Consider the following 13,643-nt stretch of genomic DNA (forward strand, 5'->3'; position numbering starts at 1 on the left):
AACATTGTTACTAGTTGTCCGTCTTTTTCAATTAAGGGAACATCCTCCATTAAGGGATCTTTGGAGATAACAATTCCTGCCGCATGTATTCCTGTATGTCGAGCAATGCCTTCAAGTTTCATCGCCATATCGATTACTTCTTTGATGTCTGCTCGTGAATCATATATTTGTCTTAGTTCTTTATTTTCTTCTAAGGCTTTTCCTATGCTAGAACCAATGCTTGGTATAAGTTTTGTTACTTTATCAATGTCTGAGAGCGGAACGCCCAGAACTCTTCCTACGTCTCTTATGGCTAACCTGGCGGCCATTCTCCCAAAGGTGGTGATTTGGGCAACATGGTCATTTCCGTATTTTTGCTTAGTATATTCAATTACTTTGTATCTATTATCTATACAAAAATCTATATCGATATCAGGCATACTGATTCTTTCGGGGTTTAAAAACCTTTCAAAAAGTAAATCAAATTGCAAGGGATTAATATTGGTTATGCCCAAAGAGTAAGCAATAATACTTCCTGCAGCACTTCCTCTGCCTGGGCCAACGGGTATTTCGTTTTTTTTAGCATAAGAAATGAAGTCACTGACAATAAGAAAATAAGCAGCAAAGCCCATATTATTAATAACTTCCATTTCGTAATCGAATCTTTGTTGTATTTTTTCGTTAATTGTTTTGTATCTTTGATTCAATCCCTCCCAAGCGAGTTTTTTGAGAAAGGAAGCTTCGGTAAATCCATCCGGTACTATAAATTGGGGAAGAATTTGCCTGTCTAGCTCAATCTCCAAATTGCACTTGTCGAGTATTTCTAAAGAGTTAGAAATTGAACTAGGTGCGTAGGCGAATAATTTCGACATTTCCTCGGCTGTTTTTAAGTAAAATTCTTGAGTTGAAAACTGCATTCTATCTTTATCATCGAGGGTTTTTCCAGTTTGTATGGCAAGTAAAGCATCTTGTAATTTGGCATCTTCTTTATTGATATAATGAGAGTCATTTGTTGCTATTAGTGGAATGTTTAGATTGGACGACATTTTGAGCAGATGAGCATTAATGGTTTGCTGTTCTGGTATATTGTGGTCTTGAATTTCAAGATAAAAATCGTCTCCAAAAATATTTTTAAGTTTTATTGCTTCTGACTCTGCTTCTTGTCCATTGTTTTGCAGAATATTTTCGCAGAGTACTCCAGCCATACAACCACTCAAACAAATTATACCTTCAGAATATTTTGCTAGTAGTTCCCAATCAATTCTTGGTTTGTAATACAGTCCTTCCATATAAGCTAAAGACACTAACTTAAGAAGGTTTTTATATCCTGCATTATTTTTTGCTAATAAGGTGAGGTGATTGGAGCTTTTATCAAGTTGTGGGTCTTTGTCATGTCTGGTTCTTCTAGATAAATATAGTTCGCAGCCGATGATCGGTTTTATGCCTGCTTTTTTAGCTGCTTGATAAAATTCAATTGTTCCATGCATGTTGCCATGGTCTGTTAAAGCAATCCCGGGCATGCCAAGTTCTTTAACTCTTTGCACCATGTCTTTTATTTTAATAGCACCGTCAAGAAGACTATATTCACTGTGAACATGTAAATGTACGAAAGTCATGTAAGGTATTATAGCGTAACTTTAACTATTTCGATAAATATTTAGAGATAACTTCTTCCCACTCTTCTAGGTCTACAGGTTTATGAAGTATTTCTGTGCAACCTGATTCAAACCCTTGTTTTTTGTTCTCTTCATTAGCATAACCAGTATGTCCAATGATAATTGAGTTGGGTAATGAGGCTTTGATTTTTTTAGTGGCTTCCCATCCATTGATTCCTGGAAGTTTGTAATCCATGATAATTAAATCTGGGGATATTTGCAGAGCCGCAGCAACGCCTTCTTCGCCATTGGCTGCTTCAACAATCCTGATATTGTCTTGTTCAAAGGCAACTTTGATTATCCAACGGATAGAGGATTCATCATCAACAATTAAAAGAGTTTTAGTCATTAATCGAATTTTACCCTTACCATTTTGGTGCCATCAACATAGTCTTCTATAATTGGGTTAGTTATTTCTTGAATGTCTTTTAAGATTTTTGATATTCTTTTTGATTCGGTGATTATTTGTTCATTTGTTTTTTGAATCGTGTCTAGTTGTGATTTTAATTTCCCTGTGCATTCTTTTTCTAGATTCTTGAGCATTTTGTTGGAAAGTTGAGCGCCCATTGTGATTGTTGCAACTGGATTGTTTATTTCATGGTTTAGAGCAACTCCCATTCTACTGACAGAGAGTATTTGTTCTTGTTTGATTTGCTCTTGTTGCATATTTTTTAAATCACCCACCATTTTATTAAATGCAGTGGCTAGTTCAAAGAATTCATTTTTTTCTTTAATTATTATTTCATAGCTTAAGTCACCATCTCCCACAGCTTTCGCACCTTTTTGAAGCCTTTTGATGGGGGCTTCTATTGTTTTCATATAGGCAAAGGCAATAATCAAAAATACGATAATGGCAATAATAGTAAAGAAAAACGAGTTATATTGAGCTTTTTGAATTCCAGAAAACGCAAATTTTTCAGGCTGTCTAACAAGTATATTTAGCCCAGTAAGTTCATTCTTGCCAAATATTTCAAAGAAGTTGCCTTTATGTAATTCGCTTTTAAGGCTTTCTGAGGTTTCTGTAGAGTAAAGTTTTTCGTATTTATTGTTAAGTATAAGTATTTCCCCATCAGGGCTAAAGGTGTGTTGGTTAATTTTAGTAAACAACCCAATGGGTTTAAAGAAACTTATAACATAATAGATGATTTCATCATTTTGATCTTTTATAACTTTAGTGATTTCCATTAAGTTGTTAGGTTGATTAAAGGAAAACCTAACACCTTCCCTAGCTGCTGCTTCCACATATGGTCTGTATATTGTTATGTTTTCCGGCGAAGTGTAATTGAAGTTTACATGTTCTTTGGTGACCTCCAGCAAGGGGATGCTGTCTTTGCTTAGTAGCAATACTTTTTCTAAGTCTTTCACATGTTGCATATCATTAAAAAGAGTTATTCCAATATAATAAAGCTGTTGGGATGAGTCATATTTTTTGAAATAAGTAGAGAAAGAAGCATAAACTTCATCATATGTTTGATAGAATTCTTTGTTTACGTCATTAATAATCGAGATGAAGAATTGGCTTTTTGTGTATTTTAGTTCATTTTGGATAATAAAAATCGTGGCATAGTTAACTAGTTCAAGCGATACAACGATTAAGATTGTAATCGAGATCATCATTCTTGTTACAATTTTTTGTTTAATGATTTTATAAGGTTTTTCATAATAATCTAGACTATTTGCGTCAGAGGTTAGCATTACAAAGACAAAGAAAAGTGAACCAAATGAGATGGCAGAAGAAAACACGAAATAGTAATCCATTAGCATTGTTGTTGTACCAAGAGCAATTATGTTTCCTAAAAAGAAGTAAAGTAGATACTTGGTAGTAGAAAGCATATACATGTTCACAACTTCATGTTCAGTGATTTGCTTTCTTTTATTAAAGATAACGACAAGCACAACCAAACCGATGACTACCCAGATAGCTTTTAAAACAAAAACCAAGAAATAATTTGAGATAACAGGGAAAAATCCATCCAATATATTGGTTTTAATCCAGAAATAACTCAAAGGTGTTGCCACGATAAGGAAACTATAGAAGATTTTTTTTGTAACTCCATTGTTAAATAAAGCAAAATTAATTAGAGAGAACATGGAAATAATATAAGCAAAAGCTAGTATTCCTTGAAAGGGATAGACATTCCAAGGCAGGATATTTGTAGATGACATTAGTCGAATCAGAGAATCTAAGACAAAAATTGGAGCAAGCGATAGTAGGAATATTGCTAGTTTTTGTTTAAAAAATATTATTGGATTATCTTCAGAGACCTCGTCTAGTATTGTAAAATTGTTGAAGTTTTTTATCAACAACAGACCAAAGTAAAATAGTAGGAATAAGATAAACCCACTAAAAACCATTGCTAAGTTAAAAGAAAAAGAAATCATATTTTTATTTTATATGAAAAAGTTGCGTTGATAAATAGCTATTCCAATATTCCCGATTTTAAAGAGTTAAAAAACACAGAATAATCGTTACTAGCATTCCAAGCAAAGATTCCATCCATTTTGTTGTCTAAGCAAGCCTTGATTTGGTCTTGAATGTATTTTTCGTTATAATTAGGCGACATATATTTAAATGCTTGTATCCAGGGAACTACTTTTACATAGTATTGGTCGTTAGCGGCGTAGAAAGTTAAGAATTTCTTACAACCTTTGTCCATAAAGAGGTATGGGTTTTCTCCAGGTTTTTCAATTCCATCAAAGCCCGCATGAAAGTGTGAGGGATAGAGCATTGGACAAATAACGTCAGAATATCTCATAAAAGTTAGTGTATGCTGTCCGATTGTTGCGGTTGTAAGCGGATTATTCCAAAGAACAATTCCAAAGATATCGGTAGAAAAAGAAATGTTTTTACTGTCAGTAATTTTAACAATTTCTTTAAGGAAATTATCGACAGCTTTGTATCTTTTTTGTCCTAGTTTATTGTGTTTGACCAGAATGTTTTCTGTTTCTCCATCACTAGGAAAACGAATATAGTCTAATTGTATGTCGTCTGCACCAACAGCGATTGCAAGCTCAATAATTTTTTTATAATAATCTACAGCTTCCTCAGCGAATAAGTCTACCCATTGTTGTCCATAATAGTCTGTCCAAGGTTGTAGTTTCTTTTTATCCCAAAGCATCAAATTTTGTTTGGTTTTTTGAATAAAATAGTCTGTTGCGACAACAACTCTGAGCGACACTTTTGCGTTAGAGAGCTTGAGGATTTCTATGGTTTTTTCAAGCCCAGAAAGTTGGGATAATAAATAATCGTTAGATTCGTTCATGAAAGTGTCAAAATTAGAATAATTCTTTTGTACTGGCGTTAAATATGTTTTGAAGTCCAGCACGATACTGTCTAAGCCATTTCTAACTGCGAAATTTTTATGGATATGTGCTTCTTTTTTGGAGGGAATCGCTCCGGAGGTTAAATGATAGCCCTTGAGTGGTATTCTTTTTACTTTTTGTCTTTGTTTTTTTGTTGGGTAAGCATAGCTTTTGCTTAGAAAAGGGATGCCAGAATAAATTTTTATTTTCATGTTTTCTGTTGGAGCATAGAGAAATAATTTGCTTCTGTCTTCTTCTGTGCACATTATTGTATATGGGTCTCCATCGCTAATATAGATATCAGTTTTTATATATTTTTTTTGCCATTCCCCAAGGTTTAAGTCAGAGATTTTTATCGCTTTAATTTTTTCAAGTGGGTCATAGTCCCATAAATAGGGAGGCAGATTAAGGTTATTTTGTGAGATTCCAACCAGTGCAATATTGCTTAGACTGTCTTTTTTTTCAATTAGGATATAAGGCATGAAATTTTTAGGGACGTCAATTTCTCCTTTAATGTATGACTTTACAGTTAGTGGGTAGAATCCTTTGGTAATGTTGTTTTTTATAAATAAAGGTAGGCTTAGTTCCTCGTCAAGGTAAAAAGCAGGAATAGATTTAGTTTCATTGAACCTTGCAAAGGACAATGTCGCTAAAGTAATGAGAAGTATTATTTTAAGTATTTTCATGTTTTTCATATATTGGTATAAGTATTATACCGAATATTATCATTATCATAGATAGTATTTGTCCATAGGTAAAGATATTTAGAAAAAGATTCTGAAAAACATCAGGTTCGCGAATGAATTCTATAAGAAATCTAATTAATCCATAAAAAATACAGTAAAGAGGAGTCGTGATTTTTTTAAATGTAGGTACGTATTTGTTGATAGTATGAAGCAAAAGAAAAATAAACAAGCCTTCAAATACAGCTTCTATTAGCTGAGAAGGATATCTGAGCAGTTTTTGAGGATCAGCTGGAAAATACATCCCTAAAAAGCTAGTCGTTACTCTTCCATATAGTTCTTGATTTAGAAAGTTTCCAATTCTCCCGAGAGTGTATCCAAGTGGTATATACAAGGACAAAATATTGGTAATTTTGAAAAAATTTAGTTTATATTTTTTGCTATAAAACAATAGTGCTAGGAACAAGCCAATTGCCCCACCGTGATAAGAAAGTCCGCTAATTCCAACTAATTCGCCATTTCTAAAAGGATTTATAAGTAGCAAAGGAGATGTTATAAAGGTGGAAAATTCATAGAATAGAGCATATCCGAGTCTAGCGCCAACTATTATTCCAATAAAACTATAAATGAAAAGGTCGTAAGCATTATTTAGCTTGTTGGTTAGTTTATTTTTTTTACAATGTTGAATATATAGTAGAAAGACCGAAAGGATGGAGAGTAGATACATTATGCTGTACCAACGGAAGCTCAAGGGACCTATTTGCAAAGCCACTGGATTTATATAAAAAGGCAAATATTTCCAAAGATTTATTAAGTATTCCATTTTGTGATTATATCATTTCTAACGTAATGCTGAAAAATGTTATAAAATAATAAGCATGTATGACGTTCATTGCCATTTAGATCAGCCCAGCATGCTTCAAAGATTGGATAATATAACAAAAGCAAAAGTCAAAGGTTTGTTGACTTCTGGTATTAATTCTATGTCTTGGCTTGAAAACTTAAGAATAGCAGAGAAATATCCATTTAATGTTTCTTTAGGTTTGCATCCTTTTTTTGTGAAGGATAAAGACAAGCAACTCGATAATTTAAAAAAGCTACTCTGTGAAAGTTCTGTTATTGCTGTCGGTGAGATTGGTTTGGATTATTATAACGATTATGTTTCTACGAAGGATATTCAACAGGAAGTTTTTTATAAGCAATTAGTCTTTGCTAGAGACTTGAATTTACCAGTAATTGTTCATTGCCGTAAAGCCTATGATGATCTTTATTCAATACTTAAAAAAGTTCAAGTTCCTGCTTTAATTTTTCATTCTTTTAGTGGCTCAGAACAAGATATTATAAAAATGAAAGAATTTAATTCATATTTTAGTTTTGGATTTCCAATAGTGAATGAAAATAACAAAAAACATAGACGTTTAGTCAAACTTTTATCTTTAGATAGACTTTTGTTAGAAACCGATGCTCCATATATGAGGACGAAACAAATGAATGGGGAAAATACTTATTCCGATCCGACTGATATTTATTTGGTTTATTCTGCTGTCGCAGAGGTGTTGGGTATGTCGTTAATTGAGCTTGTGGAACAAATTGAAAGGAATGTGAAAACAATATGGAAAAATTTCAAAGAACTATCCAATTAATTGGTAACGAAGCATTTAAAAAGTTGCAACAAACAACTGTAATTGTAGTTGGAGTTGGAGGTGTCGGCTCTTTTGCTGTTGAGTCTCTTGTCCGTTCTGGAGTAGGGAGTATTGTCTTAATTGATAAAGATACTTATGAGATAACAAATATTAATAGACAATGGCCCGCTAACATTAATTCCATTGGTAAGAGAAAAGTAGAGGTTGTTGCAGAAGAATGCTTAAAAATATCTCCTGCTATAAATATTTTTACTGAATATATTTGTTTAAATGCTGACAATATAGATGAGGTTTTTTCTAAGCATTTAAAGTCAGAAGTGGTTGTCATTGATGCAATAGATGACTTGAAAGCTAAAGTTATTTTATTGCATTATCTAAAAGAACATAATATTAAATTTATTAGTAGCATGGGTGCGGCAAATTTAATTGAGATAGAGTCAATTAAATATGGATTATTAGATAAAACGGCATATTGTCCTGTAGCTAAGATTATAAGAAAAGAACTAGGTTTATTGGGAGCATCTAAAGATATCACAGTGGTGTATTCAACAGAGGAACGCTTGCCTGGTTCGAGTGACAAAGGTTCCGTGATGCCAATAACTGCTACCTTTGGCTTAAAGTTAGCAATGTGGGTGATTACTGAAATTTAGAAATATTTTCTGGTTTAATAACGTAATCCCCTAAGTCAACAAGTGCGTTTATTAGGTGTACTTCTTTAAATTTGGGAATATCTGTTTCTTTGATAAGGATAGGTTTTATTGTTTTCTTTTCTAGTAATTGAGCTCTTTTTGTCCCAGATAAAAGTGGGTTTTCAGGCGTATAGTATTGCTGGCCATCATAAAACACAACGTTGGTGAAAGAAGAGTCAGTTATAAATTTGTTTATACTAATCAGGATGTCATCCGCTGATTCACGTTGCTCTCTTAGTGAATTTATCTTAACCCTATCAGCGAATTTGAAGGCATAATCAAATGGTTCACTTCTAACTATTTTAAGAGACTGGATATTTTTTGGAACAAAGGGTTCGTATTCTATTGTTACTATGACATTGGAATAGGTGATTCTACATTTTTGTAATAGATTAGTTGTTGGAGTAATAACATTATTTAATATAAAGGGTTTTTGTGTCGGAAAGTATTTGGCAAAGGTATTATTTACTCTAGCTTGATGCCATTTAAGGTGCAAAGGCGCCATATCTTGGATTGAGAGACTTTCAATGAATAGGTATGTAGATTTTGTCATTTAGCTCCTCGAATTCACTGTCCATATCACTGTCAATTCTTATGCCACCACCACTTTTATAGTAATAGTCATTTTGTTGTTTTTCAATGAATCTTATCATGACCGCGCTATCAAGGTTGTTGCCATCGAAGATACCCATGACTCCAGTGTAGTATCCTCTAGTATGTGATTCAATATTATTTATTAGTTCTATGCACTTTACTTTAGGAGCCCCAGTTATAGAGCCAGCTGGGAGCAGTTTGTAAAGAATATCTCCAAGTATCTTTTGATAATTCTTTGGCAAGGTTCCCTTTATTTCAGAACTCATTTGGAGTAGTTGCTTGTTAGATGTTTTTAGCTTATCTAAATATTTAAATTTGGTAACTGAGATATTTGTAGCAACTTGGCTGAGGTCGTTTCTTATGAGGTCAACAATCGTTGTATGTTCTTGGTTTTCTTTGTGGTTACTTAGAAGTATTTTTTTTGCATTTGGCAAAGATGCGTCGATAGTCCCTTTCATCGGATAAGAAAAAATTTCACCATTAATTATTTTGATAAATGTTTCAGGCGAAAAACAGACAAAAGTGTCGTTATATAAGAGCTTATATTTGGCATTAGCTAGATGAAATATTTCTTCTAGTGAGCTGTTGGTGGAAATTGGAGTTGAGAAGGTCAGGTTAAGTAAGTAGTTGTTGCCAATTTGTTGTTCATGGATGACTTTATCAAAGGCTAATTTATATGTTTCTTTATTAATAGTATGGGGATGAATGTTTACTTTGTTGCAAACATTTTTTGTCTGATAGTTTTGTTTTTTATTAATTTTATACTTAATGTTATTGGCATTAATTTCATGAAGGGGAAGAACCAAAGGGTTCTTTAGTTCATAGTCGAGGATAAATAAGAAAGGTGTTCCTGAAGCACCAAGTTTATTTATAATTTCTTTCATATAGTACCAGAAATAAAAACTAACTAACCTTCAATAACAATATCGTGCATAGCTAACAAACCAACAACTGCTGGCAAAGAAAACTTAGCTTTTTTGATATTATTTATATTGGGGTTAAGGGAATAATTATAACTAGTAGAAAAGTTTGCTTTAGCTAAATTTGTTTTTTCGAAATGAGCATTAGCAAAGTCACAGTCAGAGAAAACAGCAGCAGTTAGGTTCGTTTCTGTGAAGTCTACGTCCTGTAGAACACAGTTGTTAAAAGAGATGCCTTGTAAATCACATTTATAATAACTGGAATGGTTTAGTTGGCAATTCTTGTAATTGAAGGAAAGGTCGAATTGGTTACAGTCATTAAACCTAAGTCCCAACATTTTACAGTTAAGAAAGGTAACTTCTTTGAAAGAAGTTTGGGTAAGATTAACCAAGCTGAGATTACATTCTCTAAATTCACAGTTAGTAAAAATTATTTGACTGAGGTTTGTTTCTGAGAAATCACAGTTTGTGAAGCTACAATCTTCATATTCACCAGTAGCTAAAGGAGAGTTATTGAAATTATAATTTTTATATTTTTTTTCACAAACAAAAACGTCAGACATGTTTAGTATTATACATGCTAAAAATAACTAAACAAATATTTATACAGAGCTTGTCGAAGTGAACCAATAAACTCTATAATAACCATATTCTTTTGGGAAAGAAGGGTTTAATGCCCTCACTGGCCCGCAACCGTGATACTCAATTGCTTGCAATTGAGAGTGAATGGTGAATAGTGAATAGTGAATAGAATTTTTTCTTCTCATTTCTCACTTCTCACTTCTCACTCGAAAGCCGAAGGTTTTCGTTTAGTCGGAATGCCAAAAGAAAATCGAAGCTCGTGGAGGTGGCGTTTTATGTCAATTATTTTTCATTCCCAATAAATTTTTTATTAAACAAGGCAACATATAAATAAACTCGGCTTATTTTGCTGGGTGAGATAGGAGAAAATAAATGAAAAGATTATTGTTGGTAGGGTTAGTTATTGTTAATATAAGTTTTTCTCAAAATGTAGTAAAACTTAAGACAATTACCTTAGATGTAAAGGCGAATTCCACAAATGGATATTATGATAAGCATAATAATTATAGTTATATTGATTCAGAAGTTCTGGACGCATGGGTGGAGAGAGAACCACATGCAGTTTTAAATAGAGTAGCAGGTATTAATGCAGTTAACTCAGGTGGAGTAAAGACGATTTTTCTGAATGGTTTTGCCTCCAATCAAACAAAAATTTTATATCGAGGGGTTGATTTGTTTGACCCATCGGCAACACAAGGTGCGCCATATTTAGATGCCTTTTCAATGATGAATATCGAGAGGGTTGAAATTATTAGAGGAGCTGCTTCTTCTTATTATGGTAATTCTGCGGTTGCAGGCGTTATCAATCTTGTGCCTTCAGTTAAGACCGATACTGTTTTTTCTGTGTTAGCAGGAGATAGATATTGGGCTGATAGTGTTAAAACTGGCTTTTTGGGTGATTGGTATAGGGTTGGTGTGTCTTATAGTGAGAGTAAACAAAACCAGCTTTCTTGGGTGGATACTGATACAGAAAGGGATTTAGAAAAGAAGAAATCATTGGAGTTTGATGCTGAAGTTCGTTTAGGAGAAAAGACCAATGTCTCTACTTTTTATTCTGAAAATAGAGTAGATTCCGACTTGGATGGATGGAACTCTCATGTGTTAGTGAACCATGAGCTGTATGGGATTAAACTTGATCAAGAATTGGATAAAGATAGTACTCTAGGTCTTAGTTATAGCGGGTCTAATATCCTTAGAAGTTATGATGCTGGTTCTAGTTTATTTCAAGGCTATTTGAATGAATTAGATGTAAAGTTTAATGAAAAGTTTAGAAACAAAGACTTGGTTTGGGGCGTTACTAGAAGAACAGAGAAAGCTCAGACAACTTGGTTTGCTGAAAAAGAGCAAGAAGATATTTCTTTTTACAATATTATGTCAGTAGAGTCTTTAGTTAATTATAGTGTTGGGTCAAGGGTTACAACATACACTAATGACAACGCAGTTTTTACTTACAATGTTTCTTTGTGGAAGAAGATAGCTGACTATGATGTTAAATTAAATTATGCAACTGGCTATCGTCAGCCAACTTTGTTTGAGAAATATGATAGCTCTTCTGGCGACCCAAACTTGGATGCAGAAAAGTCTGGGATAATTAATGTTGGGTTATCTTATCAAGGGCTGGATAACGCAATTTTGCGAACTCAAATTTTTTCTTCAACTGTTAAGAGTAAGTTAGCTTGGGTTTCTGATTTTCCTGGTGCTCAGACTGGGAAATATATGAATGTAACCTCTGATACTTTGATTGATGGTTATTCTGTGGGTCTAGATTTATTGGAGTTACCATTTGTTAAAAAAGCGTCAACTGAATATGTTTATACTAATTCCAGAAATGATTCAGGACAGTCTCTAAGGTGTCCCAAAGAGAAAGCAACAATTGATCTGCTTTTTGATGCTTTTTCTTGTGATTTAAGTATTTTTTATACAAAAGTAGCGAGCAGAAAGGACCTCGGGAATGTGACACTACCTGCGTATCAAACTGTTGATGTTGCTTTATTAAAAAAGATTGGTAATGTCGATGTCTTTATTAAAGGTATTAACGTTTTTGGAGAAGATTATCAAGAAATTGATGGATACAATACATTAAAGAAGGCGTGGTATTTTGGGTTTAAAACAGTTCTCTAATTATTTGTTTACAGCCCTGATGGTTTTGCAGTTTAGTGCAGTATTTGCCCTAAAGGTTGTTTCTACATCTCCTGGCTTAACTGAGACTTTGTTTGCAATTGGAGCAACGGAAGACGTTATTGCGGTAAGCCGATATTGTGATTATCCAATTGAGGCAATAGCTTTGCCTAAAGTAGGCGGATATTATGATGTTAACCAGGAGACCATTTTAAGGCTAAGTCCCGATTTGGTTTTATTTATGGAGGGGAACGAGGACATCCAGAAGTTTTTAAAGAGACACAAGTTAAAATCCAAGAGCTACAGTACAAGGTCGGTGAACGATGTGTTATTTGCAATAGAGAGTATTGGGAATGATGTTGATAAACAGCAAGAAGCTAAAGAATTAGTCTCAGCTATCAAAAAGAAAATGGCTAAGATAAAAAGGAATTTTTCTAAGAGTAACCCCTCAAGTGTGTTGGTTGTCATCGACCAAGAACTTCATCAGGGCAAGGTAGAAGCAGTGTTTGTTGTGGGTAATGATGATTACTATGTGCCGTTGTTAAAATTGTTTAACTTAACAAACGTCTTGCAGGTGAAAATTCCTTACCCAAGAATAACGAAAGAAACATTGCAGTCGTTAAGACCTGATAAAATATTTGTTTTCAGTGAAGCGACATTGGAGGAATATTCTTGGTTGCAACGAGATGGTTATAATCCCGAAATATACATTATTAAAGATTTAGCGATGAGAAGACCTGGTCCGAGAATGTTAGAAATGTTAAACATTTTAGAAAACATATTGTCTATTAATTAAATTATTTTTTGGAGGTAAGTATACAAACAATTTAGATTAATGTTATTTTAGAATCAAGTTTAATAAGGGAGGTTTTTATGAAAAAAATATTAATTGCTTTATGTTTATTGTTTATCTCATTAGTTGCTTTCGCTCAAGAGTCTGGAAGTCAGGCTGTTCTTGGTAAATGGTATACAGAGGGTAATAAATCAGTAGTTGAAATAAAGCAGATAGATGCAAAATTTTTTGGAAATATTATTTTTTTAAAAGAACCAATGGATAAAAATGATCCAACTAAACCAAAATTAGATGATAAAAACAAAGTTGAATCGTTAAGAAATTTTCCTCTAATAGGAATTGAGTTTTTAAAAGGGTTTAAATATGACGGTAAAGCTAATAAATGGGTAGATGGTGCTATTTATAATCCAGAGGATGGGAATACTTACTTTGCTTCTATGGTGATTGAAAAAGATGGCAGATTGCTTCTTCGAGGTTCCTTAGATGCTTGGGGTTTTATAGGCAAATCTCAGTATTGGACAAGGGAACCATCAGCTAACTAAATAGTTTTTGTAGATTGTGTGTATACCTAAACATGGTATCCCTGATTTAAGGGTAAAAAAGCTACTTAGTATGGGCAAGGAATATTTCAAAAAGATAATAGAAATAAAAAGGAGACTAGATAAAAAGAGTTAAATGGGGCAT

Annotated in this window: 13 protein-coding genes; 5 read left to right on the forward strand and 8 right to left on the reverse strand. The window is 33.3% G+C overall.

Features of this window, described 5'->3' with window-relative positions; translation table 11 throughout:
* The 5 genes from dnaE to lgt all read right to left on the reverse strand — a co-directional run.
* The coding region (gene dnaE, locus PHF25_06295) for a DNA polymerase III subunit alpha (protein MDD4527629.1) at positions 1–1,595 on the reverse strand (1,595 nt) is incomplete at its 3' end.
* Positions 1,596–1,620: 25 nt separating this feature from the next.
* On the reverse strand, positions 1,621–1,983 hold the full coding sequence (locus PHF25_06300; protein ID MDD4527630.1) for a response regulator: 363 nt from the start codon (positions 1,981–1,983) through the stop codon (positions 1,621–1,623).
* Complete coding sequence (locus tag PHF25_06305) at positions 1,983–4,016, reverse strand: HAMP domain-containing protein (protein MDD4527631.1); 2,034 nt, start codon at positions 4,014–4,016, stop codon at positions 1,983–1,985. The genes PHF25_06300 and PHF25_06305 overlap by 1 nt, the downstream gene beginning before the upstream one ends.
* Positions 4,017–4,054: 38 nt before the next feature.
* Positions 4,055–5,632 (reverse strand): putative glycoside hydrolase, encoded by a 1,578-nt coding sequence (locus PHF25_06310; protein ID MDD4527632.1) that lies wholly within the window; start codon positions 5,630–5,632, stop codon positions 4,055–4,057.
* On the reverse strand, positions 5,610–6,443 hold the full coding sequence (lgt, locus tag PHF25_06315) for a prolipoprotein diacylglyceryl transferase (protein ID MDD4527633.1): 834 nt from the start codon (positions 6,441–6,443) through the stop codon (positions 5,610–5,612). Before lgt ends, PHF25_06310 begins: the two co-directional genes overlap by 23 nt.
* 55 nt (positions 6,444–6,498) lie before the next feature.
* Between lgt and PHF25_06320 the strand changes: the two genes are divergently transcribed.
* Together PHF25_06320 and PHF25_06325 are read left to right on the forward strand one after the other, a co-directional pair.
* Positions 6,499–7,263: a TatD family hydrolase gene (locus tag PHF25_06320; protein ID MDD4527634.1), complete on the forward strand. Its 765-nt coding sequence runs from the start codon at positions 6,499–6,501 to the stop codon at positions 7,261–7,263.
* Positions 7,233–7,913, forward strand: a complete 681-nt coding sequence (locus PHF25_06325) for a ThiF family adenylyltransferase (protein MDD4527635.1) — start codon at positions 7,233–7,235, stop codon at positions 7,911–7,913. The genes PHF25_06320 and PHF25_06325 overlap by 31 nt, the downstream gene beginning before the upstream one ends.
* On the opposite strand, the gene PHF25_06330 is transcribed toward PHF25_06325, so the two are convergent.
* From PHF25_06330 to PHF25_06340, 3 genes are read right to left on the reverse strand one after another with little or no spacing between them, the layout of a single operon-like run.
* Positions 7,900–8,505, reverse strand: coding sequence for an aminotransferase class IV (locus tag PHF25_06330; protein MDD4527636.1), 606 nt, complete (start codon positions 8,503–8,505; stop codon positions 7,900–7,902). The two genes, PHF25_06325 and PHF25_06330, sit on opposite strands and share 14 nt — an antisense overlap.
* Entirely contained in the window at positions 8,477–9,430 is a 954-nt protein-coding gene (locus PHF25_06335; protein MDD4527637.1) for an aminodeoxychorismate synthase component I, read from the reverse strand. Before PHF25_06335 ends, PHF25_06330 begins: the two co-directional genes overlap by 29 nt.
* 23 nt (positions 9,431–9,453) lie before the next feature.
* Complete coding sequence (locus PHF25_06340; protein ID MDD4527638.1) at positions 9,454–10,029, reverse strand: pentapeptide repeat-containing protein; 576 nt, start codon at positions 10,027–10,029, stop codon at positions 9,454–9,456.
* A gap of 391 nt (positions 10,030–10,420) precedes the next feature.
* On the opposite strand from PHF25_06340, the gene PHF25_06345 reads away from it, so the two are divergent.
* From PHF25_06345 to PHF25_06355, 3 genes are all read left to right on the forward strand, one after another.
* Complete coding sequence (locus PHF25_06345; protein ID MDD4527639.1) at positions 10,421–12,169, forward strand: TonB-dependent receptor plug domain-containing protein; 1,749 nt, start codon at positions 10,421–10,423, stop codon at positions 12,167–12,169.
* The gene (locus tag PHF25_06350; protein MDD4527640.1) at positions 12,147–12,962 is read left to right on the forward strand and encodes a helical backbone metal receptor; all 816 of its coding nucleotides are present in this window, start codon (positions 12,147–12,149) and stop codon (positions 12,960–12,962) included. Before PHF25_06345 ends, PHF25_06350 begins: the two co-directional genes overlap by 23 nt.
* Positions 12,963–13,039: 77 nt before the next feature.
* The gene (locus PHF25_06355) at positions 13,040–13,501 is read left to right on the forward strand and encodes a DUF2147 domain-containing protein (GenBank protein ID MDD4527641.1); all 462 of its coding nucleotides are present in this window, start codon (positions 13,040–13,042) and stop codon (positions 13,499–13,501) included.
* Positions 13,502–13,643: the final 142 nt, after the last annotated feature.

Source organism: Candidatus Margulisiibacteriota bacterium (genome assembly GCA_028706105.1).
Taxonomy (GTDB): domain Bacteria; phylum Margulisbacteria; class Riflemargulisbacteria; order GWF2-35-9; family DYQY01; genus DYQY01.